At 63.5% G+C, this 24,822-nt stretch carries 28 protein-coding genes; 27 read left to right on the plus strand and 1 reads right to left on the minus strand.

All coding sequences use genetic code 11. The features are described from left to right. Nucleotide 1 precedes the first annotated feature (1 nt). The 25 genes from GE073_RS11280 (at nucleotide 2) to GE073_RS11400 (ending at nucleotide 22,826) form a co-directional block, all read left to right on the plus strand. Nucleotides 2-976, plus strand: a complete 975-nt coding sequence (locus GE073_RS11280) for a polyprenyl synthetase family protein (RefSeq protein ID WP_028599772.1) — start codon at nucleotides 2-4, stop codon at nucleotides 974-976. Between the two features lie 58 nt (nucleotides 977-1,034). Beyond that, nucleotides 1,035-1,478 carry a nucleoside-diphosphate kinase gene (ndk, locus tag GE073_RS11285; protein ID WP_028599771.1) on the plus strand — a complete coding sequence of 148 codons (444 nt, stop codon included), beginning with the start codon at nucleotides 1,035-1,037 and terminating at the stop codon, nucleotides 1,476-1,478. Next, nucleotides 1,450-2,271: a CheR family methyltransferase gene (locus GE073_RS11290; RefSeq protein ID WP_101809043.1), complete on the plus strand. Its 822-nt coding sequence runs from the start codon at nucleotides 1,450-1,452 to the stop codon at nucleotides 2,269-2,271. The genes ndk and GE073_RS11290 overlap by 29 nt, the downstream gene beginning before the upstream one ends. A 258-nt stretch (nucleotides 2,272-2,529) precedes the next feature. Continuing rightward, nucleotides 2,530-3,699, plus strand: a complete 1,170-nt coding sequence (gene aroC, locus GE073_RS11295) for a chorismate synthase (protein WP_028599770.1) — start codon at nucleotides 2,530-2,532, stop codon at nucleotides 3,697-3,699. 1 nt (nucleotide 3,700) lies between these two features. Next, nucleotides 3,701-4,804 carry a 3-dehydroquinate synthase gene (gene aroB, locus GE073_RS11300; protein ID WP_101809044.1) on the plus strand — a complete coding sequence of 368 codons (1,104 nt, stop codon included), beginning with the start codon at nucleotides 3,701-3,703 and terminating at the stop codon, nucleotides 4,802-4,804. Continuing rightward, nucleotides 4,801-5,175, plus strand: coding sequence for a chorismate mutase (gene aroH, locus GE073_RS11305; RefSeq protein ID WP_028599768.1), 375 nt, complete (start codon nucleotides 4,801-4,803; stop codon nucleotides 5,173-5,175). The genes aroB and aroH overlap by 4 nt, the downstream gene beginning before the upstream one ends. Nucleotides 5,176-5,518: 343 nt before the next feature. Continuing rightward, entirely contained in the window at nucleotides 5,519-7,093 is a 1,575-nt protein-coding gene (trpE, locus tag GE073_RS11310) for an anthranilate synthase component I (RefSeq protein ID WP_101809045.1), read from the plus strand. After that, a complete protein-coding gene (gene trpD / locus GE073_RS11315) occupies nucleotides 7,090-8,145 on the plus strand; it encodes an anthranilate phosphoribosyltransferase (protein ID WP_373864111.1) in 1,056 nt (351 codons plus the stop codon). The genes trpE and trpD overlap by 4 nt, the downstream gene beginning before the upstream one ends. Continuing rightward, nucleotides 8,135-8,932, plus strand: coding sequence for an indole-3-glycerol phosphate synthase TrpC (trpC, locus tag GE073_RS11320; protein ID WP_101809046.1), 798 nt, complete (start codon nucleotides 8,135-8,137; stop codon nucleotides 8,930-8,932). The genes trpD and trpC overlap by 11 nt, the downstream gene beginning before the upstream one ends. Then, a complete protein-coding gene (locus GE073_RS11325; RefSeq protein ID WP_052333424.1) occupies nucleotides 8,929-9,651 on the plus strand; it encodes a phosphoribosylanthranilate isomerase in 723 nt (240 codons plus the stop codon). The genes trpC and GE073_RS11325 overlap by 4 nt, the downstream gene beginning before the upstream one ends. Then, nucleotides 9,648-10,853, plus strand: coding sequence for a tryptophan synthase subunit beta (gene trpB, locus GE073_RS11330; protein WP_028599763.1), 1,206 nt, complete (start codon nucleotides 9,648-9,650; stop codon nucleotides 10,851-10,853). The genes GE073_RS11325 and trpB overlap by 4 nt, the downstream gene beginning before the upstream one ends. Further along, nucleotides 10,840-11,646 (plus strand): tryptophan synthase subunit alpha, encoded by an 807-nt coding sequence (trpA, locus tag GE073_RS11335; protein ID WP_028599762.1) that lies wholly within the window; start codon nucleotides 10,840-10,842, stop codon nucleotides 11,644-11,646. The genes trpB and trpA overlap by 14 nt, the downstream gene beginning before the upstream one ends. A gap of 100 nt (nucleotides 11,647-11,746) precedes the next feature. Further along, entirely contained in the window at nucleotides 11,747-12,844 is a 1,098-nt protein-coding gene (gene hisC, locus GE073_RS11340) for a histidinol-phosphate transaminase (protein WP_028599761.1), read from the plus strand. A 4-nt stretch (nucleotides 12,845-12,848) separates the two neighbouring features. Then, the gene (locus GE073_RS11345) at nucleotides 12,849-13,940 is read left to right on the plus strand and encodes a prephenate dehydrogenase (RefSeq protein ID WP_028599760.1); all 1,092 of its coding nucleotides are present in this window, start codon (nucleotides 12,849-12,851) and stop codon (nucleotides 13,938-13,940) included. Between the two features lie 685 nt (nucleotides 13,941-14,625). Beyond that, nucleotides 14,626-15,219, plus strand: a complete 594-nt coding sequence (locus tag GE073_RS11350) for an RNA polymerase sigma factor (RefSeq protein ID WP_153784715.1) — start codon at nucleotides 14,626-14,628, stop codon at nucleotides 15,217-15,219. Further along, entirely contained in the window at nucleotides 15,216-15,803 is a 588-nt protein-coding gene (locus GE073_RS11355) for an anti-sigma factor family protein (RefSeq protein ID WP_101809049.1), read from the plus strand. The genes GE073_RS11350 and GE073_RS11355 overlap by 4 nt, the downstream gene beginning before the upstream one ends. A 90-nt stretch (nucleotides 15,804-15,893) precedes the next feature. Then, nucleotides 15,894-16,481 (plus strand): histidine phosphatase family protein, encoded by a 588-nt coding sequence (locus GE073_RS11360; protein WP_101809050.1) that lies wholly within the window; start codon nucleotides 15,894-15,896, stop codon nucleotides 16,479-16,481. Nucleotides 16,482-16,610: 129 nt separating this feature from the next. Next, nucleotides 16,611-17,801, plus strand: coding sequence for a hypothetical protein (locus GE073_RS11365; protein WP_101809051.1), 1,191 nt, complete (start codon nucleotides 16,611-16,613; stop codon nucleotides 17,799-17,801). Between the two features lie 185 nt (nucleotides 17,802-17,986). Next, nucleotides 17,987-18,169 carry an IDEAL domain-containing protein gene (locus GE073_RS11370; protein ID WP_101809463.1) on the plus strand — a complete coding sequence of 61 codons (183 nt, stop codon included), beginning with the start codon at nucleotides 17,987-17,989 and terminating at the stop codon, nucleotides 18,167-18,169. 124 nt (nucleotides 18,170-18,293) lie between these two features. Further along, nucleotides 18,294-18,698, plus strand: a complete 405-nt coding sequence (locus GE073_RS11375) for a DUF2487 family protein (RefSeq protein ID WP_153783472.1) — start codon at nucleotides 18,294-18,296, stop codon at nucleotides 18,696-18,698. A gap of 266 nt (nucleotides 18,699-18,964) precedes the next feature. Further along, nucleotides 18,965-19,498 (plus strand): ubiquinol-cytochrome c reductase iron-sulfur subunit, encoded by a 534-nt coding sequence (locus GE073_RS11380; protein WP_153783473.1) that lies wholly within the window; start codon nucleotides 18,965-18,967, stop codon nucleotides 19,496-19,498. An 18-nt stretch (nucleotides 19,499-19,516) separates the two neighbouring features. Then, nucleotides 19,517-20,188, plus strand: coding sequence for a menaquinol-cytochrome c reductase cytochrome b subunit (gene qcrB, locus GE073_RS11385; RefSeq protein WP_028599752.1), 672 nt, complete (start codon nucleotides 19,517-19,519; stop codon nucleotides 20,186-20,188). Between the two features lie 18 nt (nucleotides 20,189-20,206). Further along, complete coding sequence (locus tag GE073_RS11390; RefSeq protein ID WP_153783474.1) at nucleotides 20,207-21,085, plus strand: menaquinol-cytochrome c reductase cytochrome b/c subunit; 879 nt, start codon at nucleotides 20,207-20,209, stop codon at nucleotides 21,083-21,085. Nucleotides 21,086-21,169: 84 nt separating this feature from the next. Beyond that, on the plus strand, nucleotides 21,170-21,817 hold the full coding sequence (locus GE073_RS11395; RefSeq protein ID WP_153783475.1) for a DUF1405 domain-containing protein: 648 nt from the start codon (nucleotides 21,170-21,172) through the stop codon (nucleotides 21,815-21,817). Between the two features lie 79 nt (nucleotides 21,818-21,896). After that, entirely contained in the window at nucleotides 21,897-22,826 is a 930-nt protein-coding gene (locus GE073_RS11400; protein WP_153783476.1) for a sporulation protein YpjB, read from the plus strand. Nucleotides 22,827-22,914: 88 nt separating this feature from the next. Here GE073_RS11400 and GE073_RS11405 read toward each other — a convergent pair whose 3' ends face one another. Then, nucleotides 22,915-23,787: a YitT family protein gene (locus GE073_RS11405; protein WP_101809055.1), complete on the minus strand. Its 873-nt coding sequence runs from the start codon at nucleotides 23,785-23,787 to the stop codon at nucleotides 22,915-22,917. 123 nt (nucleotides 23,788-23,910) lie between these two features. Here GE073_RS11405 and GE073_RS11410 point away from each other — a divergent pair, with 123 nt between their 5' ends. Together GE073_RS11410 and GE073_RS11415 are read left to right on the plus strand one after the other, a co-directional pair. Then, on the plus strand, nucleotides 23,911-24,249 hold the full coding sequence (locus GE073_RS11410) for a nucleotide pyrophosphohydrolase (protein WP_101809056.1): 339 nt from the start codon (nucleotides 23,911-23,913) through the stop codon (nucleotides 24,247-24,249). Between the two features lie 51 nt (nucleotides 24,250-24,300). After that, the gene (locus GE073_RS11415; RefSeq protein WP_101809057.1) at nucleotides 24,301-24,816 is read left to right on the plus strand and encodes a tetratricopeptide repeat protein; all 516 of its coding nucleotides are present in this window, start codon (nucleotides 24,301-24,303) and stop codon (nucleotides 24,814-24,816) included. Nucleotides 24,817-24,822: the final 6 nt, after the last annotated feature.

The raw sequence follows: 24,822 nt of genomic DNA on the forward strand, positions 1-24,822 counted from the left end.
AATGAAACTGCTAGACCTGTATGCCAAAATGAAAGGCGAGCTGAGCGGCATCGAGCGCCAGCTCGAAGCGGCCGTGGCCGACGACGACAGCCTGCTCGGCGAGTCGTCCCTGCATCTGCTGCAGGCGGGCGGCAAGCGCATCCGCCCGGTGTTCGTCCTGCTCGCCGGACGCTTCGGCGAATACCGGCTGGAGGAGCTGCAGCGCGTGGCCGTCTCGCTGGAGCTGATCCACAGCGCGAGCCTCGTCCATGACGACGTCATCGACAACGCCCGCACCCGGAGAGGCCAGCCGACGGTCGGCGCGAAGTGGGACAACCGCATCGCCATGTACACCGGAGACTTCATCTACGCCAAGGCTCTCGGGTTGATGACGCAGGCCCGCGAGCCGGAGCTGCATCGCATCCTGGCGCGGGCGATGGTGCAGATGTGCATCGGCGAGATGGAGCAGGTGCGCGACTTCTTCCATACCGAGCAGTCAGTGCGCAACTATCTGAGGCGGATCCGCCGCAAGACCGCCCTGCTCATCGCCATCAGCTGCGAGATGGGCGCGGTCGCGGCGGGAGCGGACCGCAGGACGAGCAGCCTGCTCTACCGGTTCGGCTACAATACCGGCATGGCGTTCCAGATTCGCGACGACCTGCTCGACCTGCTCGGCACCGAGAAGCAGATCGGCAAGCCGCCGGGCTCGGACATCCGCCAAGGGAACATCACGCTGCCGGTGCTGCTGGCCCTCCAGGAGGAGGAGCGCAGGACGCCGCTGCTGCAGGAGATCCGGTCGATCCGCGAAAGCGACGGGCGCGCCGACACGCATGCGGCGATCCAGCTCATCCGCGGCAGCCGCGGCGTCGCGACGGCGGAGCGGATGGCGGAGACATTTACGGCAAAAGCTTTGTCCGCGCTGGCAGGACTTCCGGATCTTCCGGCGAAGAAGAATTTGATCGACATCGCCCATTTCATCAACAAACGCAGCTATTGACGCCTCGCCGCCCGCGGCAAGGAAGGTCGGCAGCCGCATCGATCCAGGAGGGAAGCGCATGGAAAGAACGCTGATCATGGTCAAGCCGGATGGCGTACAGAGAGGGCTGATCGGCGAGATCATGTCCCGCTTCGAAAAAAAAGGGCTGCAGCTCGCGGCCGCGAAATTCATGATGGTGAGCCAGGAGCTCGCGGAAACCCACTACGGCGAGCATAAGGGCAAGCCTTTTTACGACAAGCTGATCGTGTTCATCACCGCGGGTCCCGTATTCGCGATGGTGTGGGAAGCGGACAACGCGATCGCCCTGACGCGCGCGATGATCGGCAAGACCGACGCCGTCGAGGCGGCGCCCGGCACGATCCGCTCGGACTTTGCCATACATACGAACCTCAACCTCGTGCACGGTTCCGATTCCGCCGAAAATGCCGAGAGGGAGATCGCACTTTGGTTCGCACCGGAGGAGATCGTAAGCTATGACCGGACTATCGCCCGCTGGATCTGATCCCGCTGCGGCGGGGGCGGATCCCGATTTCCTCCGCTTCGTCGAGCAGATTCGCGCCCATACCCGCATCGACCTGTCGCAATACAAGGAGAACCAGATGAAGCGCAGGCTGACGACGCTGCGCCTCCGCCACGGCTTCTCCACCTTCGACGCCTACTGGCAGGCGCTCAGCCGCTCGCCCGAGCTGATGGACGAATTCCTCGACCGGATGACGATCAACGTCTCCGAATTCTGGCGCAACCCGGGCCGCTGGGAAGTGCTGGGCAGCCGCTTCCTGCCGGAGCTGCTGCGGGACAACCCGCGCCTGCGCTGCTGGAGCGCCGCCTGCTCGACCGGGGAGGAGCCCTATACGCTCTCGATCCTGCTGGAGGAGCTCGGCGCCTCCGCCCGCTCCGAGATTACGGCGACCGATCTCGATCGAGGCGTGCTCGCCAAGGCGGAGGCGGGCGAGTACCATTCCCGTTCCGTCAAGGACGTGCCGAAGCCGCTGTTGGACAAGCATTTCAAGGCGATTCCCGGCGGCTTCGCGGTGCGTCCGGAGCTGCGCCGCATCATCCGCTTCCGCCAGCACAATCTGCTGGACGACCGCTTCGACGGGCCTTATGATCTCATCATCTGCCGCAACGTCATGATTTATTTCACCGAGGAGGCTAAGACGCTCCTCTACCGCAAGTTCGCCGAAGCGCTTCGTCCGGGCGGCATCCTGTTCGTCGGCAGCACGGAGCAGATCTTCTCTCCGGGCGACTACGGGCTGGAGTCGGCGGAAACGTTCTTCTATCGGCGCAAAGCCTGAGCGCCCGCAAGCCCGGCCCCTCCAACGGCCGGGCTTGCTTTCTTGTCAAACGGACGCGCCATATACTATAATGGGCAAAGAAACCGGGACGGACGGCCTTGAGCCGAGCAGGGCCGGGCGCCGACCGGCGAGGGATGCATCCCCCGCCGGAGCGGTGCCGGTCCTCCTTTCCGCAGCATGGCGCTTGAGTTCTTAAAAGCGTCGCTGTGGTAAAGCGATCGGATAAACCGGGCCTGAATACGAGGGGGAAGATCTGGCATGAGTTTACGTTATTTGACAGCGGGAGAGACGCACGGCCCCCAGCTGACGGCCCTTATCGAGGGGCTTCCGAGCAACCTGCAGCTTGACTTCGAGGAGCTGAACTTCCAGCTGCATCGCCGCCAGAAGGGCTATGGCCGCGGACGCCGCATGCAGATCGAGAAGGATACGGCGCAGATCGTCGGCGGCGTGCGCCACGGGCGGACGACAGGGGCTCCGGTCGCGATCGTGGTCGCCAACAACGACTGGAAGCATTGGACCTCGGTCATGAACATCGAGCCGATCGAGGGCGGAGACGAGGCCAAGCGGCGCGTGCATCGTCCTCGGCCCGGCCACGCCGACCTCAACGGCGGGCTCAAGTACGACCTCAAGGATCTGCGCAACGTGCTGGAGCGCTCCAGCGCCCGCGAGACGGCGGCGCGCGTCGCCGTAGGCGCGATGGCCCGGCAGCTGCTGGCCGCCTTCGGCATCAAGGTCGCCGGCCAGGTCATCCGCATCGGAGACATCGAGGCTCCGCCCAACCAGCTGCCGGCCGACGAGCTCGCGCGTCTGACCGAGGAGTCCTCGGTCCGCGTCGTGGACAAAGAGACCGAAGCCAGGATGGAGGCGTACATCGACCAGATCAAGGCGGACGGAGACTCCATCGGCGGCATCGTCGAATGCGTCGTCGAAGGCGTTCCGGTCGGCCTCGGCTCCCATGTGCAGTGGGACCGCAAGCTCGATTCCCGCATCGCCGGAGCCGTCGTCAGCATCAACGCCTTCAAGGGCTGCGAGATCGGCATCGGCTTCGAGGCGGGCATCCTGCGCGGCTCCCAGGTGCATGATCCGATCTTATACAGCGAGGAGCGGGGCTACCACCGCGCCTCCAACAACGCCGGCGGCTTCGAAGGCGGGATGACGACCGGCGAGCCGATCGTCGTGCGCGGCGTCATGAAGCCGATTCCGACGCTGTACAAGCCGCTTGCGAGCGTCGACATCGACACGCGCGAGCCGTTCACGGCGCAGGTCGAGCGCTCCGACAGCTGCGCCGTTCCGGCGGCCAGCGTCGTGATGGAGCATGTCGTCGCCTGGGAAGTGGCGAAGGCGTTCCTGGAGAAGTTCGGCGGGGACTCGATGGAGGAGATCCGCCGCAACTACGACGGCTACCTCGAGCAAGTCAGAGGCTACTGACATGCGCGAGCTCAGAGTGGATCTCGGCGAGCGGTCCTATCCGATCCGGATCGGGGAGGGCCTGCTCGGCCAGGCGGGGCAGGAGCTGCTTGAAGCCGGCCTGAGCGTCAAGTCTCCGCTGCTCGTCGTCAGCGACGATTCGGTCGCTCCCCTGTATTTGGAGCCGCTGCTGGAGCAGCTGCGGTCGGCCGGCTTCCGCGCCGCTTCCTGCGTCGTGCCGGCCGGCGAGTCGTCCAAGTCGCTCGCCCGCTTCGAGGAGATCATGACGAGGGCGCTCGAGGAAGGGCTTGACCGCAAGTCCGCGATCGTCGCGCTCGGCGGCGGCGTCGTCGGCGACCTGGCCGGTTATGCGGCCGCATCCTACATGCGCGGCATCCGGTTCGTGCAGATGCCGACGACGATCCTTGCCCATGACAGCAGCGTCGGCGGCAAGGTGGCGGTGAACCATCCGATGGCCAAAAACATCATCGGCGCATTTCACCAGCCGGCGCTCGTGCTGTACGATCTCGACACGCTGAAGACGCTGCCGCGGCGCGAGGTGAGCGCGGGGCTGGCGGAGGTCGTCAAGCACGGCCTCATTCGCGACGCCGCTTTTGTCGACTGGTGCGTCCGGCACGCCGATCGGCTGCTCTCGCTCGATCCGGAAGCGCTCGGCTACGCGCTGTTCAAAGGCTGCGAGGTCAAGGCGGCCGTCGTGTCGGCGGACGAGACGGAGCAGGACCTGCGCGCGATCCTCAATCTCGGCCATACGATCGGCCATGCGCTCGAGGCGGTGGCCGGCTACGGAGAGCTTCTTCACGGAGAAGCGATATCGATCGGCATGATCGGCTCGGCGCTGCTCGGCGTGCAGCTCGGCGCGCCGCAAGAGGTGTATCTCCGTACCCGCGAGGCGCTCGGCAAGGCCGGTCTGCCCGTCTCGCTGCCGGAGCATTTCGATACGGACCGGATCATGGAAGCGATGATGCATGACAAGAAATTCGGCGAAGGCAAAATGGTGTTCGTCGTGCCGACCGCGATCGGAGAAGTCGAGATTCGCAGCGACATCCGCGAGCAGTGGGTCCGGGACATCGTCGAGCGGCTGAAACGGGAGGCAAGCTGGCCATGAGCGTGAGGGGAATTCGCGGCGCCATCACGGTAGACCGCAACGAGGAGCAGGACATCCTGGAGGCGACATCGGAGATGCTGCAGGCGATCGTCGCGGAGAACCGGGTCGACCCGGAAGAAATCTGCAGCGTGCTCATCACGGTGACGACGGATCTGGACGCGGCGTTTCCGGCTCGGGCGATCCGCGGCCTCGAGGGCTGGGACCTCGTGCCGCTCATGTGCGCCGTCGAGGTGCCGGTCAAGGGCAGCCTGGAGCGCTGCATCCGGCTGATGGTCACCGTCAACACGGAGCTGACGCAAAAAGAGATCAAGCATGTCTACCTGCGCGGCGCCGGCGTGCTCCGTCCGGATCTGAGCGGCGCCAAGGGTTGACGGCTCGGTAGGTCCCCTGTATAGTGGGGATAATGATTTTCGCGATCGCCTGTAGAGGGCGGAGCAGGCAGTCCCCGATCATGTCCGGCGGTTAGAGGGCTTGGAGTGGCGGGGAGCCTGAGAGAGACGAGTCGAGATGAGCTTAGCTGAGATGGAGGAGCCTGCGTCGCGCAGACGATCCTGCTTCGCATCGCCTTTGCGGCGTTGACGGAGGGATTGCTTGCATGGCATGCAGCGGCTGCTCTTCGAGCCTATTCTTTTCATCGCTCTTATCCAGCTCCCGCCTATGGCGGGAGCTTTTTGCATGAAGTCCTTTCCATCTGATGCCAAGGAGACGATGAAGATGAATCGAGAGCTGCAGTCCGTGCTCCGCCTCGCGGGACGGTACAATCTGATCCCGATCGCGCGCTACCTGCTGGCGGACACCGAGACGCCGATCCGGCTGTTCCAGCATTTCGCCCGCGAGAAAAGAGCTTTCCTGCTGGAGAGCGTCGAGGGCGGAGCGAAATGGGCCCGCCACTCCTTCATCGGCATGGACCCGTTCATGATGCTCTACGGCAAGAACGGCCGGATGGTGCTGGAGAAGCGCGGGGAGCGGATCGAGCTGGACGAGGGCCGTCCGCTGGAGCTGCTGAAAGCCCATCTGCGGGCGTACCGCAGCCCGGAGCTTCCCGGCATCCCGTCCTTCAGCGGCGGCGCCGTCGGCTTTTTCGGCTACGATCTGCTGCACTACTACGAGAACCTGCCGAAGCATCGCCATGACGACCTGCAGATGAACGACCTGCAGTTCATGTTCTGCGACTCGATGATCGTATTCGACCACTTCAAGCAGCAGATCGGCGTCATCGGCAACGTGCATGTGCCGGACGCCGCGACCGACCGGGAGATCGAGCAGGCGTACGAGGCGACGGTCGAGCGGATCGAGCGCACGCTCGAGAAGCTGCGCCAGCCGGTGCCGCCGCTGGCGACGGCGGGCCCGCTGCCCGACGATCCGGATCTCGGCGACATCCGCTCCAACCTGTCCAAGGAGCAGTTCATCGCCAACGTCGACGCAGCCAAGGACTATATCCGCGCGGGCGACATCTTCCAGGTCGTGCTGTCCCAGCGGTTCCATATCGAGACCGACGTCGATCCGCTCCATGTGTACCGGATCCTGAGGACGCTCAACCCTTCGCCGTACATGTATTATTTGAAAATGGACGACGAGGTCATCGTCGGCACTTCGCCCGAGGCTCTCGTCAAAGTGTCCGACGGCAAGGTCGAGACGAGGCCGATCGCCGGCACGAGGCCGCGCGGCCGCACCGAGGAGGAGGACCGCGAGCTCGAGGCCGACCTGCTCGCGGACGAAAAGGAGCGCGCCGAGCATCTGATGCTCGTCGATCTCGGACGCAACGACATCGGCCGGGTGGCCGAATTCGGAAGCGTGCGCTGCGATTCGTTCATGGAGATCGAGCGCTATTCCCATGTCATGCACATCGTCTCCAACGTGACGGGCACGATGCGCGAGGACAAGGATTTCTTCGACGCCTTCATCAGCTGCCTGCCGGCCGGAACCGTGTCGGGCGCGCCGAAGCTGCGGGCGATGGAGATTATCGCCGAGCTCGAGACGGAGGCGCGGGGGGCTTACGCGGGAGCGATCGGCTACTTCGGCTTCAGCGGACGGAGCATGGATACCTGCATCACGATCCGCACGATCATCTTCAAGAACGGCAAGGCGTACGTGCAGGCCGGCGCAGGCGTCGTGTGGGACTCCGTTCCGGAAAAGGAATACGAGGAGACGGTCAACAAGGCCAAGGGCATGCTCAAGGCGATCCGCACGGCCGAGGCCGCATTCCCGCGGCGCGGCGGCGAGCCGGCCAGAGCCGCGGCGATCAACAGCGATTATTTCGTACCGGCAGGAAAGGAGGAGCGGGCATGATGGAGGCGGTTCGTACGACGACGATGCAGACGGCGCTCGACAAGCTGATCGGAGGGGGACATCTGACCCGAGCGGAAGCGGGAGACGTGATGCGCCTGATCATGGACGGAGCGGCGACGCCCGCGCAGATCGCCGGCGTCGCGACGGCGCTGCGGATGAAAGGCGAGACGATCGACGAGATCACCGGCTTCGCCGAGACGATGCGCGGCTTCTCGCGACGCGTGGAGACGGCGCAGGAAGGGCTGCTCGACACTTGCGGCACCGGAGGCTCCGGCATCCACAAGTTCAACATTTCGACGGCGTCGTCCATCATCGCAGCCGCGTCCGGCGTGCGGGTCGCCAAGCACGGCAACCGCGCGATGAGCGGCAAGGCCGGCAGCGCGGACGTGCTCGAGGCGCTCGGCGTGGCGATCTCGCTCGATGAGCGTCAAGCGGCGGCGTGCCTGCAGGAGATCGGCATCTGCTTCCTGTTCGCGCAGCTCTACCATCCGTCCCTCCGCCATGCGGCGGCTCCGCGCCGGGAGCTCGGCGTGCGCACGATCTTCAACATGCTTGGTCCGCTCGCCAACCCGGCCGGCGCCGACCGGCAGCTGCTCGGACTGTACGACCGCTCCCGCACCGAGACGGTCGCGAGCGTGCTCGGCACGCTCGGCCTGAAGCGGGCGCTCGTCGTATCCAGCCATGACGGCCTCGACGAGATCAGCATCAGCGCCGCTACGACCGTATCGGAGCTCGGGGAGGACGGCCAGGTGCGCACGTACGACCTGACGCCGGAGGAGCTGGGCATCGCCCGGCAGCCGCTGTCGGCGATCCAGGGCGGATCTGCGGAAGACAACGCCGCCATCATCCGCCGCATCTTCGACGGCTCCGAGCGCGGCGCCTACCGCGACATCGTGCTGCTCAACGCCGGAGCCTGCATCTATGCGGCCGGCGCGGCCGTGACGCTGCTCGGCGGCGTGGAAGCCGCCCGCCATGCCATCGACAGCGGCGCCGCCGGCGCCAAGCTGGAGCAATTGATCCAAAAGACAGGAGAGCTGGCCCATGTTTCTTGATCGCATCGTCCATACGAAAAAAAGCGAGGTCGAAGCGCTGGCGAGCCGCTTCAGCCTTACCGCCTATGAGAAAGAAATTTCCGGAATGGAGCCGTGCCGCGGCTTCATCGGAGCCGTCACCGCGCGCCGCCGGCGCGACGTCGGCCTGATCGCGGAGGTGAAGAAGGCCTCGCCTTCCAAAGGGCTGATCCGCGCCGACTTCAATCCGGTCGAGCTCGCCAAAACGTACGAGCAGGCCGGAGCGGACTGCATCTCCGTGCTGACCGACCGCGACTACTTCCAGGGCGCGCCGGAATACCTCGCCTCGATCCGCGCGGCCGTCTCGTTGCCGCTGCTGCGCAAGGACTTCCTCATCGACTACCGCCAGGTGTACGAGGCCCGCGTCATCGGCGCGGACGCCGTGCTGCTCATCGCGGCCATCCTGGACCGCCCGCGGCTCAAGGAGCTGCATGAGATCGCCGAGTCGCTCGGCATGGACGTGCTCGTCGAGGTGCATGACGAGCGCGAGCTGGACGGCGTGCTGGACGCGGGCATCGCGAAGCTGGTCGGCATCAACAACCGCAACCTGCATACGTTCGAGACGAGCCTGGAGACGACGGAGCGGCTGATGCGGATGGTGCCGGCCGGGCTTCCGGTCATCAGCGAGAGCTCGATCTCCGCTCCCGAGGACGTCGCCTACGTACGCTCGGCCGGCGCGGCCGGCGTGCTCGTCGGCGAGCACTTCATGCGCCAGCCGGATCCGGCCGAGGCGGTCGAGCGGCTGCTCGGACCGGTGCGCGTCCGATGAGCGCTCCTGCAGGGCGCGATTGCGGCGCCGCTCCGGGCCAGGGCTCATCCGCTCCGCTGCTCAAGATTTGCGGCATCCGGGACGAGGCGACCGCCAGGCTGCTCGGGCAGCTCCCGGTCGATTACGCCGGCTTCGTGTTCGCGCCGAGCCGGCGCCAGGTCGCTGCGGCGGAGGCGGCGCGGCTCATCGCCGCGATGAAGGCCGCGGCGAAGGAAGCGGGACGCCCCGCTCCGCTGGCTGTCGGCGTGTTCGTGAACGCGCCGGCGTCGGAGCTGGCCGAGGCGGCGAAGGAGGCGGGACTCGACCTCGTGCAGCTGCACGGCTCGGAGAGCCCGGAGGCATGCCTCGCCGCCGCGGAGGCCGCCGGGCTTCCCGTCTGGAAGGCGCTGCACGCGGGACGGCTGGCCGCCGGCCCGGAGGCGGCCGCCGCGGAAGTCGCGCGTTATGCGGACGCGGGCGTCCGCGGCCTGCTGCTCGATACGGCAGGGGGCGGCACCGGCCGCACGTTCGACTGGGAAATGATCCCCGGCTATGCGGAGGCCGCCGCCGCCGCCGGCTTGCCGCTGCTGGCGGCAGGCGGGCTGCATCCGGACAATGTGCGCGAGCTGATCGACGGCTACTCGCCGGACGGAATTGACGTCTCGAGCGGAGTGGAGCAGGATGGACAGAAGTCGCCGGAACGGATCCGGTCATTTACGGAAAGGGTGAAGCAGCGATGAATCAGGTACCTGATGAGAATGGACGCTTCGGCAAGTTCGGGGGGAGGTACGTGCCCGAGACGCTGATGAACGCGCTCTTCGAGCTGGAGGAAGCCTACAAGCACTACTCCAAGGACCCCGGCTTCCAGGAAGAGGTCCGCTATCTGCTCCATAAATATTCGGGAAGGCCGACCTCGCTCTACTACGCCGAGCGGCTGACGAGCCATCTCGGAGGCGCGAAGATCCTGCTCAAGCGAGAGGACCTCAACCATACCGGCGCCCATAAGATCAACAATACGATCGGCCAAGGCGTGCTGGCGAAGCGCATGGGCAAAAAGAAGATCATCGCCGAGACGGGGGCCGGACAGCATGGCGTCGCATCGGCGACGATCGCCGCGCTGCTCGGGCTCGAGTGCAAGGTGTTCATGGGCGAGGAGGATACGAAGCGCCAGCAGCTCAACGTATTCCGCATGCAGCTGCTCGGCGCCGAGGTCGTGCCGGTGCTGTCGGGCACGCGCACGCTCAAGGACGCCTGCAACGAGACGCTCCGCTACTGGGTGAGCCATGTCGACGACACCTACTACATCCTCGGCTCCGTCACCGGTCCGCATCCATATCCGATGATGGTGCGCGACTTCCAGCGCATCATCGGCGACGAGGCGCGCGAGCAGGTCCTGCGGGACGAAGGGCGGCTGCCGGATTACGTCGTCGCCGCTGTCGGAGGGGGCAGCAACGCGATGGGTATCTTCTATCCGTTCGTCGGCGACGAATCGGTCCAGCTGATCGGCGTCGAGGCGGCGGGACGCGGCGTCGACACCGACGAGCATGCGGCGACGATGACGCTCGGACGGCATGGCGTGTTCCAAGGCTCGCTCAGCTACGTGCTGCAGGACGACAGCGGCCAGGTGCTGCCGGCCCACTCGATTTCCGCCGGACTCGACTATCCGGGCATCGGACCGGAGCACTCCTACCTCAAGGATTCCGGACGGGCGGAGTACGTTCCGGTCACGGACGCGGAAGCGCTCGAAGCGCTGCAGCTGCTGAGCCGCACGGAAGGCATCATCCCGGCGCTGGAGTCGGCCCACGCGATCGCGCAGGTCATGAAGCTCGCCCCGACGCTGCCCAAGGACAAGACGATCGTCGTCTCGCTGTCGGGCCGCGGCGACAAGGACGTAGAAGCCATCATGGGATATCTGGGGGGGAAGCCGAATGAATCGCATTGACGAAGTGTTCGCGGCGCTGAAGGCCGAGGGCCGCGCGGCGCTCATTCCGTTCGTCACGACGGGCGATCCGAGCCTGGACGCGACGGTCGACATCGTGCTCGAGCTGGAGCGCAGCGGCGCCGACATGGTCGAGCTGGGCGTTCCCTATTCCGACCCGCTGGCCGACGGACCGGTCATTCAGCAGGCATCGGAGCGAGCGCTGCGCGGACCGGTGACGCTCGAGGGCTGCGTCCTGGTGGCTGAGCGCGCCCGGGAAGCCGGCTGCCGCATGCCGTTCATCCTGTTCAGCTATTTCAACCCGATCCTGCAGTACGGGCTGGAGCGGTTCTTCACGCTCCTCCATGACAAGGGCATCAGCGGCCTCATCATCCCGGACCTGCCGATCGAGGAGGACGGAGAGGTGCGGGAAATGGCCGCCGAGGCCGGCATCCACCTCATTCCGCTTGTCGCGCCGACGTCCAAGGCGCGCGTGCAGCGGATCGCCGCAAGCGCGCAAGGGTTCGTCTACTGCGTCAGCTCGCTCGGCGTGACGGGCATGCGCAGCGAATTCCACAGCGGCATCGAGGAATTTTTGCAGTCGGTGCGCGAGGCGGCGCCGGTGCCGATCGCGGTCGGCTTCGGCATCAGCAGCCGCGACCAGGTCGAGCGGATGAGCCGCCATGCCGACGGCGTCATCGTCGGGAGCGCGATCGTGCGGCAGGTCGAAGAGGCGCTGCCGCTGCTTGCCGAGCCGTCGACGTACCGCGACGGAATCGCGCAGATCGGCCGCTTCGTCGCCTCCCTGCGCGGCTGACTTGGTGCACCGCTTTAAAGTGCTTCCAACTTCCCGGAAACTGTGAGACAATAGAGGGCATGACGCGGGAAGCGGACTTTACTTTTTTATGAGGTGAACCATGAATACGAAACGCCATATCGTGGATCTGCCCGTCTACCAGCCGGGCAAGCCGGTGGACGACGTCAAGAGAGAGCTCGGCCTCAGCGAGGTCATCAAGCTGGCCTCCAACGAGAACCCTTACGGCAGCTCGCCGCTGGCCAAGCAGGCGATCCTGACCGAGATCGAAAACAGCAACATCTACCCGGACGGGGCAAGCGTCGAGCTGACGGCGGCGACCGCCGCCCATCTCGGCGTTCAGCCGGAGCAGCTGATCTGGGGCAACGGCGCCGACGAGATCATCCTCATGCTCGCTCGTTCGTTCCTCGAGCCGGGAGACGAGACGGTCATGGCCGATCTGACGTTCTCGCAGTACCGGCACAACGCGGTCGTCGAGAACGCCGTCATCGTCGAGGTGCCGCTCGTGGACGGCAAGCAGGATCTGCCGGCGATGCTGGCCGCGGTCACCGACCGCACCAAGATCGTCTGGATCTGCTCGCCGAACAATCCGACCGGCACGATCGTGAGCGAGCGGGAGCTCGTCTCCTTCCTCGACGCGCTGCCGGCGTCCGTGCTCTGCGTGCTTGACGAGGCGTACTGCCACTTCGTCGACGATCCGGACTATCCGGACAGCATCCGGCTGCTGGAGCGCTATCCGAACCTCGTCTCGCTGCGCACGTTCTCCAAGATCTACGGACTCGCCGCGCTGCGGATCGGCTACGGCATCGCCCATCCGGACGTCATCCATGCGATCAACCTCGTGCGCGAGCCGTTCAATACGGCGCGCGTGTCGCAGGCCGCGGCCAAGGCCGCCCTGTCCGACCAGGCGTTCGTCGACAGCTGCCGCGAGAACAATCTCCGCCAGCGCGACTACCTTCAGAGCGAGTTCGACCGGCTCGGGCTGGCCTACTTCCCGACGCAGGCCAACTTCGTCCTCGTCGACGTCGGCATGCCGTCCCGCGAGGCGTTCGACCGGCTGCTGCGCCGCGGCTTCATTACGCGCGCCGGATGGTCCAAGTATCCGAACCGCTTGCGCGTATCGATCGGCACGGCGGACGACAACGTCAAGTTTGTCGCCGCCTTGGAGGAAGTGCTGAAGGAAGCGACGGTGCAACAGTAAATCGATGACCAAAATCGCCATTATCGGAGCGGGCCTCATCGGAGGCTCGCTCGCCTTGTGCTTCAAAGGACAGCCCGGCCTGCACGTAACGGGTTATTCCTATCGTCAAGAGTCGGCCGACAAGTATGTCAAGCTGGGCGTCGTAGACGAGGCTACGACCTCGCTCGAGGATGCGGTGCGGGGGGCGCACTTCATCTTCCTGTGCGTGCCGGTCGGCATGCTCGCCGATTACGCTCGCCGCATCAGCCTCATGCCGCTGCAGCCGGGCTGCGTCGTCACGGACGTCGGCAGCACGAAGTCCGGCGTCGCCGAAGCCGTCTCCGCCATCGACTGGCATGGCGCCGTGTTCATCGGCGGCCACCCGATGGCCGGGTCCGAGCGCGCCGGGGTGGAGGCGGCCAGCCCGATCCTGTTCGAGAACGCCTATTACGTGCTCACCCCGGAGGCCGGCACGCCGGCCGATGCGGTCGAGCGGCTGACGGAGCTGCTCGGCCACACCCGTGCCAAAATCGTCCATATGAATCCTTCGGAGCATGACGAGATCGTCGGAGCGATCAGCCATCTGCCGCATCTGATCGCGGCCGGCCTCGTCAACCAGGTGCGCCGCTACAACGAGTCCAACGAGGCTTACGCGATGCTGGCGGCCGGGGGCTTCCGCGACATCACGCGCATCGCCTCAAGCGATCCGGTCGTCTGGCGGGATATTCTGCTGGCAAACCGCAGCGTCGTGCTGCGGCTGCTGCAGGAGTGGGGAGAAGAGCTGGAACGGCTCGCGGACATCCTGCGCAAGCAGGACGGCGAGGCGATCAGCGATGCGTTCCGCGCCGCGGGAGCATTCCGCAGCAGCCTGCCGGAGCGCCGCAAGGGCGTGCTCCAGTCCATTTACGAATGCTACATGGACGTGCCCGATCATCCCGGCATCATCGGCAAGATCGCGACGGAGCTCGGCAACCGCCGGATCAACCTGAGCAATCTGCAGATTATCGAGAGCCGGATGGATGTTCCCGGCGTGCTGCGCCTCAGCTTCCGCACCCAAGGGGATCTCGACCAGGCGCTCGATGCGCTTGAGCAGCTGGGGTATACGGTCAAGAGCTGATCCGTCGGCGGCGTCCGGTCCAAGCGGCGGCACCGGTCCAAGCGGCGGCACCGGTCCAAGCGGCGGCCTCCGGTCCAAGTGGCAGCACCGGTCCAAGTGGGCCCGTGCCGGGGCGGGCGGCGACGCCAGAGAATCGCCGCCTCTCGGCCTCGTCCCTTCCATACGAAAGCGCCTTCTGCCGCCCGGCAGAGGGCGCTTCGTTTTAGGCGCGCTGCCATCATGAAACCGCTTCAAACTTTTTTCGAACAAAATGAAAACGCTTATTGACAGATTGAAAACGGATACATATAATAAAAGTACAGTATGGTTTCTCTCCACTCCTATCCAACTCCATCGCACGTCTTGTGCGGGCCGTCCTCTCGGGCGGCTTTTTGTTTTGAGCTTGCCTTTTCTTAGAAGTTCCTCATATTCGATTCCTTTCGCGCCCCCCATGATACAATACGAAGAGTTTGCGGGCATCCAAGTTTTGGGTAATCACCCATGATGTCGAAGCCAGCAGGAATTTGGCGTCGGCTGGCGAAATAGTAGTCTTCAGAATGCTTTGCGGGATGCCGAAATACACTTTAACGTCGCATGTTCATTCTTCTTTCTTTTTTGGCGCGGCAGCGCAACTTTCTGCATCCGTTCCGGTACAATTAAATGCCGGACGGAAATCGCTGCAGGTGAGGAGGTAAAGCCGCCTGTCATGGATGATTCCGATCTGATCCGGCAAATCAAACATGGAAATGTAGAGCTCTATTCCGAACTTATGAGGCGTTACCAGCGCAAGATCATGGCCTTTATCCTTCACATGCTCAGAAGCACCAAGATGGAGCTCGTCGCGGAGGACCTCTGCTCCGAGACCTTCTACAAAGCTTACCGCAGCCTGCATTCGTTCCGCGAGGTGGACGCGCAGTTCTCCACCTGGCTGTACACGATTGCGCGCAATACGGTGCTGAGCGAGCTTCGCAAGCAGCGCAGCGTACATATTCCTTTGGAGGAGAGCGGCATCATGCCGACCGCTCCTTTGGACGCCGCTCCGGAGCAGAGGCTGCTCCAGGGAGAGCGGATGGCTCTTGTCCGGGAAGCGATCAACGCCCTTCCGGAAAAGCAGCGCTCTGCGCTCATCCTGCGCGAATATGAAGGATTGGACTATCAGGAGATTGCCGATGTTCTGGGCGGGACCGTCAGTTCGGTCAAATCGTTGTTGTTCCGCGCCCGGGGCAGCGTCAAGATCCAGCTGGAACCCTACTTCGAAGAAACGGAGAGCGAAGCGTTCGAAGGGATGAAGCTGCGATGAAATGCGAAGAAGTGCAGGATGCGCTGGCGCTTTATTGGGATTTGCCGGATGGCGAGCCATTGAAGCAGTCTGTCGACCTGCATTTGAAGCATTGCATAGCCTGCAGGCAGGAATACGAGCTTTGGGCGGAGAGCGAGCGGCTCATCCAGGAACTGTCCGATATGGAAGAGCATGAAATGTCCGAAAGGGCTGAGGAAGTCAATCGGACGGTCATGGACCGGATCTACGCCGAGGACCATATGGATTGGACGCTGAAAAGACGGTTTTCGTTGAGCCGCTCCTTCGGACCCAGGCTGTCCGCCGCCGTGGCGGCGTGCCTGGCGATGTTCTGCACGAGCCTGCTGTACGTGCTTCTCGGCCGAGGACAGTCCGACGAGACCAAGGGCATCATGGATACGGCGAACGCTTCTTCCTCTCCCGTCTTCAAAGCGTCGATCTCGGGCGACATTCCCGTCGCCACGGTCAGCGATCCGCTGCTGCTGAGCCTCGTTCCCCGCACGCCCCAATACTGGATTATCTTATCCATGCTGGGGCTCGTCATGACGATGCTCATGATGGGGTGGCTGTCCCGCAATCGAAAATGACGCACTCCGGCTGCTTCGCGGCCGGTTTTTTTGTTATACTTTTGTTATACTCAGTCCGGACGATATTGCAGCAGGAAGGAAGGCAAGACGATGAAACTGGGTCTGATCCGTCACGGCCGTACCGATTGGAACGCGTTAGGCCGCATTCAAGGCATCACCGATATTCCGCTGAACGACGAAGGCAAGCGCCAGGCGCTGCTGCTCGCGAACCGGCTGGCAGGCGAGGAGCAGAGCTGGGACGCCGTCGTCACGAGCGGCCTCTCGCGCGCAGCCGAAACGGGACGAATCATCGCGGACAAGCTCGGGATTCCGCTGCTGGAGCCGGAGCCCTTGCTCATCGAGCGCAGCTTCGGCCAGATCGAGGGCACGCTGGAGGAAGAGCGCTTGGCGGCGTGGGGGCCGGAGTGGCGGACGCATCCGGAAGCCGGAGTGGAGAGCGACGAGAGCGTCCGCCTGCGGGCGGCGGCATTTCTGCAAGCCTATACGGCGCGGATGCCCGAGGGCCGACTGCTCGCCGTCACGCATGGAAGCTTCCTCGCTCAGATGCTCGGAGTGATGGTCGAAGGGCTCGATCAGCCTTACCTGAACAATATGTGCTTCTCCGTCCTCGAGCACGGAGAAGCAGGGTGGAAGTCGCTGCTGCATAACTGCACGCTTCATCTGCAAGAAAAGGCTTGACCCGAAGAACCCGCCGAACCGGCGGGTTTTTTTGTTGTCCGGCACGTCTTAAACCTTCCGAATCGTCCCATAATGGTAGTACAAAAAGCAGCTAGAAGGGAACAGGGCCGATAGAAGGAGGGACGAGAGATGAATTTCTCCGATATGCTGGGCTATGCGGACATCGCCCAGCTGAGCCGGATCGCGCAAGTGTACGACTGCCGCTGCAACGGCAACTCCAAGCATGAGCTGATTCAAGCGATTCTCTCAAAAGCCGGCTCGCGCGAAGGCTTCGACGCCCAGATCGGCAGCATGAAGCTGGAGGAGCTGAGATTCATCAACTCCTTGATTTTCGACAGCCGGGAGCAGTTCAGCCTCGAGGAGCTGATCGCCAGAGTGCAGTCGAGCCGCGACGGGCTGGAGCCGGCCAGCGAGCCGGCCCAAGGCCGGGCCAAGGGACGCGCCAAAAAAGGCAAGCCGCCGGCGGAGCCGGAAGGGCCCCGGGACATGATCGTCCGCTTCAAGCATTACGGATGGCTGTTCAACGGCATATCGGGACCCGACCGGTATTTGTTCCGCGTGCCGAAGGATCTCAAGGATCGCTTCCGCCAGACGCTCAAGCGGAAGTTCGCCGAACGGCTCGTGTTTACGGACGAGCCGCCGGTATACCGGGACGAGCAGGAGCTGCTCGCGGGCGACGTCAAAGCGCTGCTTTCGTACGTGCGTCACCATGAGGTGCCGCTGACGCGGGAGGGCTACATGCACCGCCGCAGCATGCTGCAGGCGATGGAGAGCTTCGGCGTGCGGGAGGAGCCGCCGGCCAAAGCGGCGTGGAGGTTCGGCTACGGCCGCCGTTTCCGCGAATATCCGGAGCGCTTCTCGCTCGTCTACGATTTTTGCTTCTATAATAAGTGGCTCGAGGAGACCGAAAGCGAGCTTCTGCTCACGCCGCTCGGCGAGGCGGCGCTGCTCGGAGCACAGCCTTTCGGCACGGAGCAGCTCTATCGGTTCTGGCTGCGGCTGTACAAAGGCCCGGTTCCCAATCTGGCGCCGATGGTCCATTGGGTCGACGAGCTGGCTGACCGCTGGGTGACGGCGGATTCCTTGCGGGAGGTGCTGATTCCGTATGTGAAGCCTTACTACTACGATACGGCAGAGGCGGTCATGGATTCCCGCATCCTCATGATGATGCTTCATCTCGGCTTGCTGCGGATCGGCGAGGAGGAGCAGCGGGGGACGGTGCTGCGCATGACTCGGCTCGGCCGGGCGATCGTCGCCGGGGTGAGCGTGGAGCACGGAGACGTGCTGCGGATCGAAGCCGGCGCCGTTCCGCCTCTCTAGCACGGGCAGGCAAGAGCATATTATTCTAGCTGGCGGGTCATCAGCCTCTCCCGGCCGCCGCTAGGAAGAATACGATAGATGGAGATCGCGGCGATAGGTTGGCGTCGATTCTATACCTGGCGGCACTACCGGCACGAACTGCAGCGAGGAAGGTATAGGTGCACAAATTTGCGGAGGTGCATCCGATGGACAAAATGAAGGCGAATTACGAGGTCATGCTCGGGCTGGCCGCGGAGATGCTGCTGGACGAGGCGATGATCCGGTTTCGAAAGGAAAAGATCTACGCGGCGATCGACAATGCTTTGGAATCCGGCGACAAGGAAGGATTTGAGAAGCTGGCTGCCCAATGGAATACGCTGCAGCGCTGACGACGTCGGCGCGCCCATGCCCCCGCCGATCCGGTACGCCGGACCGGCGGGGGGTTCGTGCGCTTGGCAAACGCGCCTTTAGAAGGTACCATAGTAAAGGTTATGGCGCTAAAGGAGGTGCAAGATGAAATTCAGCGAAATCGAGCCTTCGCGGTGGCCCGAGCTGCAGCCGTTTGTCGATACCTGCCTGCTGCCGGTGACGGGGCTGAGCGGAGTCGAGAATCCATGGCAGGCCGCGGCCGCGCTCGAAAAGCTGCGCGACGTGATGGATGCGATCGAGGTCCCGTTCCGAGGACGGATCATCGCTTATCCGGCCGTTCAATACGGCAGCGAGGAGAGCGCGGCGGCGCTCGGCCCGCTCGTCGCGAACCTGAAGAAGGCGGGCTTCCGCTATGTGGTGGCGGCTTCGGCGGCGCTGCGGCTGGACGGGCTGGCTGAAGCCGATCTGACGATCGGGCCGGGCGAGGACGGCAGCCTGCCGGACGCGGAGCGCATCCGCAGCGAGATCCGCCGGCTCTGGAACGCCTGATCAAAGAGCAAAGGAAGGGCTTCGAGCGCGTATAGAGACGGCGCGTTTGGGGGAAACCATGTCTCAGGGAATGATTGTTAACTGCGCGTGTCGAAAGCAGGGGCAATTGTGACAAATTAGCAACAAACATGGGAGCGATTTTTGAACATTGAACTTCCAAATTCTTGACGCTCCTATACGACTGACGTATGATAGGAATTGCTTGGTTCGACACGGAATGTCTGGCGGACAAGGCATCCGAAATGGTTGCAAAGGGGGTTGAACAGATGAGTAATCACGAGTATCAGGAGACCGCGCATACTCCCGTAAAACGCAAGGAAATGTCCCGCAGGCAGTTTCTCGCGTACACCCTCGGAGGAGCAACTGCTTTCATGGCAGGCGGCGCCGTGCTGCCGATGATCCGGTTCGCCGTTGATCCCCTCTTGGAGAAGCGCGCGGGCGGCAGTTTCGTGAAGGTCGTGGAAGAGAGCAAGGTGAAGGTCGGCGAGCCGACCGAATTCAAGTTCAAGATCCATCAGGTGGATGCTTGGTATGTAAGCGATCCCGAGCAGGCGGCCTGGATCATGAAGGACGACAACGGCAAGATTTTCGCCCTTTCGCCGGTGTGCAAGCATCTCGGCTGCACGATCGGCTGGAACACGACGACTGCTAATCAATATGTGTGTCCTTGCCACGGCGCGCATTACACGGTAGATGGCAAAAACCTGAGCGTGGCGCCGGCTCCGCTTGACGAGTACCAGGTCAAGATCGAGAACGGTTTCGTCTACTTGGGCGACATCATCCCCAACACGCGGGTTTAATGGGAGGCGTTAGTTCCGATGTTTAAAAGCGTATACAACTGGATCGACGAGCGTCTTGACGTAACGCCGCTGTGGCGGGATGTAGCGGACCATGAAGTACCGGAGCATGTCAACCCGGCGCATCACTTCTCCGCTTTCGTCTACTGCTTCGGAGGACTGACGTTCTTCATCACGGTCATCCAGATCCTTTCCGGCATGTTCTTGACGATGTATTATGTGCCGGACATCATCAATGCCTATGCCAGCGTCGACTACCTGCAGCACAAGGTGCCGTTCGGCTCCATCGTACGCGGCATGCACCACTGGGGCGCGAGCCTCGTCATCGTCATGATGTTCCTACATACGCTGCGTGTCTTCTTTACGGGCTCCTACAAGGCGCCTCGCGAGATGAACTGGGTCGTAGGCGTGCTGATCTTCTTCATCATGCTCGGCCTCGGCTTTACGGGCTATCTGCTGCCGTGGGACAACAAGGCTTACTTCGCAACCAAGGTCGGCATCCAGATCGCGGACTCCGTTCCTTACATCGGGGAGTATATCAAAATCTTCCTGCAGGGCGGAGAGATCGTAGGAGCGACGACGCTCACCCGCTTCTTCGCGATTCACGTGTTCTTCCTGCCTGGCGCCCTGCTGGCTTTGCTGGCCGCGCACTTCTTGATGATCCGCAAGCAAGGCATCGCGGGTCCTCTATAACCGATAGGAGGGACCAAAATGGCGCACGGAAACAAAAACGAAAAAGTCGTCTATGTCGGCGACTCCCGGGTGCGCAAGCCTTCCGGAGCTGTAGCGGTGCCGCCCGACTACACGTCCTTCCCCGGCCGCTCGGAAGCGTTCATTCCGAACTTCCTGCTGAAGGAATGGATGGTCGGCTGCGTCGTCCTGGTCGGATTCCTCGTCCTGACGATCGCTCACCCGGCTCCGCTCGGCTATCCGGCGGACCCGACCAACTCGGCGTTCATTCCGATCCCGGACTGGTACTTCCTGTTCCTGTACCAGCTGCTCAAGTATCCTTGGGTATCCGGCGATTATGTCGCTTGGGGCGTCGTCGGCATTCCCGGCGTCGCGTTCGGCTCGCTCATGCTGGCGCCGTTCCTGGACACCGGCAAGGAGCGCCGCTTCTACCGCCGTCCGATCGCGAGCGCGCTCATGCTGCTCTCGCTCGTCGCTTGCTTCTACCTCACCAAGGTGAGCTGGGACTTCTACCAGCATGAGCTCGAGGTGACAGGCACCGTGCCGGAGCACATCACCCGCGAGGAAGAAGCGCGCGAGGCGGCAATGTCCGGCAAGGAGCCGCCTTCGGCGACGAAGCCGGTCGAAGAGGTCGCGCTCGTCGACGCGGACAACGCGGACGTCAAGGCGATCATGGAAAAGGCAGGCTGCCTCCAATGCCACGGCACGGACCTCAAAGGCCAAGCCGGAGCGAAGATTCCTTCGCTGCATGGCGTCGGCGACCTGCTGACGAAGGAAGAGCTGGCCGACATCGTCACGAACGGCAAAGGCAACATGCCGCCGTTCGGCGAGCAGCTCTCCTCCGAAGAGATCAACACGCTGGCCGACTGGCTGGCGAAGCAAAAGGCTGCCGGCGAATAAGCCTCGGCAGAGCGAGAGACCTGACTGTCCTACGGCAGTCAGGTCTTTTCTGTACCGATTCCGGCATCAAAGGAGGAACATACGATGGGAATCAAGCTGGACCGCAGCCTTTTGCTGTATCGGCCGTTCCTGTGGACGCTGTTCGTCGTCAACGCGCTCGGGACCGTCTACGGCTATTATTGGTACGCCCATCAGCTCGAGCAGACCGTCAGCGATGGACACCCGTGGTGGCAGATCGTCTTCGTGCCCGACAGTCCGACCGCCAGCCTGTTTTTCACGCTGGCGCTGCTCTATCTGCTGTTTCCGCCTGCATCTCCGGGGCGCGGAGCGCGTCTGCTGCGCTCGGGAATCGAGGCGCTCGGCGTCGTCACTTCGATCAAGTACGGCATCTGGGCGGTCTCGATGATCGTGGCCGGCGCAGCCCAAGGCGAGCCGCTGGAGCCGCAGCATTACATGCTGATGGCATCCCATCTCGGGATGGCGGTCGAAGCGCTGCTGTACCTGCCTTTCTTCCGCTTCCGCAGAGCCGCCGCGGCATTCGCGCTCGGCTGGCTGCTGCTCAACGACTACAACGATTACACGTTCGGCATCTTCCCTTATTTGCCGGCGCCGCTTTACGACCATGTGCCCGAGGTCCGCACGTTCACGGTCGGCCTGACCTTGTTCAGCTTCCTCGTCACGATGCTCGGACTGGCCTTGCTGCGGCGGGGGCATGCCGGACGGGACCGCTGACGAAATTCATGCTGCGCCGATCCGCCATCATAAACCTGCCTGTCCTCGCATAGAGTAGGACAGACAGGGAGGGATAAGCATGTCAAGACGATGGTGGGCGGCGCTGACAGCGGGCTTGGCGGCTGCCCTTCTGCTGCACGGCGCGGCGCTGGCGGCGGCGGCAGCGGCAGCTAGCCAGACCTCCGCCGCGAGCGAGGACGAGCTGCGCCTTCGCGCCAAGCAGGAGAAGTTCCAGACGGCTGCCGAGCGGCTGTATGACTCGGTCATGGCCGCGGATCGCAACGGCATCTTTTATACGCTGCGGGATGCAGGAGCTGCCGCCGGAGACAAGACGCTGCGGCAAAGCGGCGGCGAGCTCGGATGGATCGCCGTCGACGAGGCGCTCCTCGAGGCGGAGGCGGCAGCGAGCCGCCGATCGGAAGCGGATCGGCTGCTGGCGGCGGCATCCAAGCTTCGCCTGGCCGCGGACAGCCTGACCGGCGGCGACGACGCGCTCTGGCTGCAGTACCGGCCGGTTCTCAAGGAGGACGCGCGCCAGCTCGTCATCGCTTGGACGACGTCGGGCGCGTCCGGGACCGGCACGGCGGAGGCGCGGATGAAGACGCTCCAGCAGCATTGGGAGCTGGTCGAGCCTTCCGCTCTGTTGATGAGGGACAAGGCGTTGACCGAAGCGATGCGGGACAGCATCGCCTACAGCTCGCGGCTGCTGACCTCGCATGACGGGACCCGGACGGGCTGGGCCGTGCAGTCGTTCGAGTCGTTGTCGGCCGCCGCGGATCGGCTGTTCCTGGCGAGCGGCGGGGAGGGCGGCTATCTTGCTGCCGATGCGCTTCCTCATCCGCTGCCCCCGCACTCTGGCGGAGGATGGCTGATTTATACGATCGTGCCGCTCATCTGCGCCTTGCTCACGTACGTCGGCTGGTCGAACTATCGGCAAGGGCAGCATGGCGTCATCGTGCTCCCGGCGCGGCCGGAGCGTCCGAGCCGCAACGGAGTCGTCCGCAAATGACGGCTCGACATCAAAAAGCCCTTCCGTCTGCGCAGACGGAAGGGCTTTTTGGCTTGATGCTCTAGAGGGGAGGAGAGAGCCGCAGCGGCTACGCCTCTTCCTTGAAGCCCTCGCCGAGCACGTCGTGGACGTCGCTGATGACGATGAAGGCGCGCGGGTCGATCGTCTTCACGATGAGGCGCAGCGAGCGGATCTCGCTGCGGGAGACGACGCAATAGAGCATGTTGCGCTGCACCTTGGAATAGGCGCCGACGGCGGGAATGAGCGTCACTCCGCGCTCGAGCTCGACCGTAATGCGCTCGGCGATCTCATCGCCTTTTTCGCTGATGATCGAAAATGCCTTGGCGGCATAGGCGCCCTCCTGGATGAAGTCGATCAGCTTGGAGGCGATGAAGACGGCGACAAGCGTGTACAGCACGTTCTGCTTCGGGATGTAAAGAAGCGAGATGCCGATGATGATCGCGTCGAATGACAGGATGATCTGGCCCATGCTCCAGCCCTTGGCGCGGTTGATGATGCGGGCGGCGATGTCGACGCCGCCGGTCGTGCCACCGAAGCGGAAGACGATGCCGAGGCCGCCGCCGAGCGTCACGCCTGCGTACAGCGCGGCGAGAATGAGGTCATGCTCGGCGTAGAACGGCTCGATCCAGCCCGACTCGATGCCCCTTTCGAAAATGAACAGGAACAGCGAGAGGCTGACGGTGCCGACGATCGTCATGACCATCGGCAGCCGTCCGAGGATGCGCAGTCCCACGAAGAAGAGCGGAATGTTGAGCAGCAGCGTCGTAATGGACAGCTTCCACCCGAACGCGTAGTTGAGCAGGACGGCGATGCCGGTGACGCCGCCCTCCATGAGCTGGTTGGGCAGCAGGAAATACTGCAGGCCGAAGGCATAGATGGCGGTTCCGAGCAGGACGGGGAGGATGGACTTGTACAAATAGCGGTAGGCAAGATTGGACATGGCGGTTTTCTCCTTGGCTTCAGCGGTCTGAGCGGGCAGCCTCATGCGGCTTTCCCTATATTGTGTTCAAAACTGCTTTAGGATAACATAGGTAAAGATACGTTGCAAAAAGGGGACAGCCGCATGGACGAAAAATCCCTCGCTGAAATCCAGCGCGAGGTAGACCGCTACATAGGCCAATTCAAAGAAGGCTACTTCAGCCCGCTGTCGCTCGTGGCGAGACTGGCGGAGGAAGTCGGCGAGCTGGCGCGAGAAGTGAACCATACGTACGGCGAGAAGCCGAAAAAGCCGGACGAGGCGGACAACTCCATCGAAATGGAGCTGGGCGACATTCTGTTCATCCTGAACTGCTTCGCCAACTCGCTGGACATCGACCTGACGAAGGCGCATGACGCCGTCATGCACAAATTCAATACGCGCGACGCCGACCGCTGGACGCGCAAAAACGGCGAACCGCAATAAAGCCCCGGGCATATGCTGTTACCATCACCCTAGCGCAAGGAAGGTGGGCGGATGGACGGGGAAGGCTGCATCAAAAAAGCGTATGAATGCATCTTGAACGGCGATTTCGATGGAGCGATCGAGTGGTTCCTGCAGGCCATCCAGCTGGAGCCTCGGAACGCTTCCTTTCATTATAAGTGCTCGGTCTCCTGCGCTCGGAGCGGACGGTGGGAGCTGGCTCTCCAGCATGCGGCCAAGGCATGCGAGCTGAAGCCGGACCATGAGGAATACCGCTATCATCTGGACGTCGTCGAGGCGAGGCGGCTCGTATCCGACGCCAAGCTGATCATGGCCTCCGAGTCGGGCTCCGCGTCGGAAGCGATGGAGTTCCTGCAGGAGGCCCGCATCCTCGACCCGCTTCAGGCCGAGGCCTGCTATCTCGCCGCGGTCTGCTGCATGCAGCTCGGCCGGCTGCAGGAAGCGCGGCTGCTCGCGGCAGAGGCTTGCCGCCTGGAGCCGGCGATGGAGGAAGCGAGGCAGCTGAATCGTCAGCTCAAGCGGATGCTGAGGCGGCGAGGGAGGGATTGACCGTCC

It is taken from the genome of Paenibacillus sp. B01 (assembly GCF_009649995.1).
GTDB classification, from domain to species: Bacteria; Bacillota; Bacilli; order Paenibacillales; family Paenibacillaceae; genus Paenibacillus_O; species Paenibacillus_O pasadenensis.

What these genes read in the sequence shown, in the direction of transcription:
- trpC (WP_101809046.1), top strand. Translation starts at nt 8,135, where the DNA reads ATGTTTCTTGATCGCATCGTCCATACGAAAAAAAGCGAGGTCGAAGCG.
- trpB (WP_028599763.1), top strand. Translation starts at nt 9,648, where the DNA reads ATGAATCAGGTACCTGATGAGAATGGACGCTTCGGCAAGTTCGGGGGG.
- GE073_RS11395 (WP_153783475.1), top strand. Translation starts at nt 21,170, where the DNA reads ATGGGAATCAAGCTGGACCGCAGCCTTTTGCTGTATCGGCCGTTCCTG.
- GE073_RS11415 (WP_101809057.1), top strand. Translation starts at nt 24,301, where the DNA reads ATGGACGGGGAAGGCTGCATCAAAAAAGCGTATGAATGCATCTTGAAC.
- aroH (WP_028599768.1), top strand. Translation starts at nt 4,801, where the DNA reads ATGAGCGTGAGGGGAATTCGCGGCGCCATCACGGTAGACCGCAACGAG.
- qcrB (WP_028599752.1), top strand. Translation starts at nt 19,517, where the DNA reads ATGTTTAAAAGCGTATACAACTGGATCGACGAGCGTCTTGACGTAACG.
- aroB (WP_101809044.1), top strand. Translation starts at nt 3,701, where the DNA reads ATGCGCGAGCTCAGAGTGGATCTCGGCGAGCGGTCCTATCCGATCCGG.
- trpD (WP_373864111.1), top strand. Translation starts at nt 7,090, where the DNA reads ATGATGGAGGCGGTTCGTACGACGACGATGCAGACGGCGCTCGACAAG.
- GE073_RS11280 (WP_028599772.1), top strand. Translation starts at nt 2, where the DNA reads ATGAAACTGCTAGACCTGTATGCCAAAATGAAAGGCGAGCTGAGCGGC.
- GE073_RS11380 (WP_153783473.1), top strand. Translation starts at nt 18,965, where the DNA reads ATGAGTAATCACGAGTATCAGGAGACCGCGCATACTCCCGTAAAACGC.
- trpA (WP_028599762.1), top strand. Translation starts at nt 10,840, where the DNA reads ATGAATCGCATTGACGAAGTGTTCGCGGCGCTGAAGGCCGAGGGCCGC.
- GE073_RS11375 (WP_153783472.1), top strand. Translation starts at nt 18,294, where the DNA reads ATGAAATTCAGCGAAATCGAGCCTTCGCGGTGGCCCGAGCTGCAGCCG.
- GE073_RS11370 (WP_101809463.1), top strand. Translation starts at nt 17,987, where the DNA reads ATGGACAAAATGAAGGCGAATTACGAGGTCATGCTCGGGCTGGCCGCG.
- GE073_RS11365 (WP_101809051.1), top strand. Translation starts at nt 16,611, where the DNA reads ATGAATTTCTCCGATATGCTGGGCTATGCGGACATCGCCCAGCTGAGC.
- ndk (WP_028599771.1), top strand. Translation starts at nt 1,035, where the DNA reads ATGGAAAGAACGCTGATCATGGTCAAGCCGGATGGCGTACAGAGAGGG.
- GE073_RS11405 (WP_101809055.1), bottom strand. Translation starts at nt 23,787, where the DNA reads ATGTCCAATCTTGCCTACCGCTATTTGTACAAGTCCATCCTCCCCGTC.
- trpE (WP_101809045.1), top strand. Translation starts at nt 5,519, where the DNA reads ATGAATCGAGAGCTGCAGTCCGTGCTCCGCCTCGCGGGACGGTACAAT.
- hisC (WP_028599761.1), top strand. Translation starts at nt 11,747, where the DNA reads ATGAATACGAAACGCCATATCGTGGATCTGCCCGTCTACCAGCCGGGC.
- GE073_RS11325 (WP_052333424.1), top strand. Translation starts at nt 8,929, where the DNA reads ATGAGCGCTCCTGCAGGGCGCGATTGCGGCGCCGCTCCGGGCCAGGGC.
- GE073_RS11350 (WP_153784715.1), top strand. Translation starts at nt 14,626, where the DNA reads ATGGATGATTCCGATCTGATCCGGCAAATCAAACATGGAAATGTAGAG.
- GE073_RS11400 (WP_153783476.1), top strand. Translation starts at nt 21,897, where the DNA reads ATGTCAAGACGATGGTGGGCGGCGCTGACAGCGGGCTTGGCGGCTGCC.
- GE073_RS11355 (WP_101809049.1), top strand. Translation starts at nt 15,216, where the DNA reads ATGAAATGCGAAGAAGTGCAGGATGCGCTGGCGCTTTATTGGGATTTG.
- aroC (WP_028599770.1), top strand. Translation starts at nt 2,530, where the DNA reads ATGAGTTTACGTTATTTGACAGCGGGAGAGACGCACGGCCCCCAGCTG.
- GE073_RS11345 (WP_028599760.1), top strand. Translation starts at nt 12,849, where the DNA reads ATGACCAAAATCGCCATTATCGGAGCGGGCCTCATCGGAGGCTCGCTC.
- GE073_RS11290 (WP_101809043.1), top strand. Translation starts at nt 1,450, where the DNA reads ATGACCGGACTATCGCCCGCTGGATCTGATCCCGCTGCGGCGGGGGCG.
- GE073_RS11390 (WP_153783474.1), top strand. Translation starts at nt 20,207, where the DNA reads ATGGCGCACGGAAACAAAAACGAAAAAGTCGTCTATGTCGGCGACTCC.
- GE073_RS11360 (WP_101809050.1), top strand. Translation starts at nt 15,894, where the DNA reads ATGAAACTGGGTCTGATCCGTCACGGCCGTACCGATTGGAACGCGTTA.
- GE073_RS11410 (WP_101809056.1), top strand. Translation starts at nt 23,911, where the DNA reads ATGGACGAAAAATCCCTCGCTGAAATCCAGCGCGAGGTAGACCGCTAC.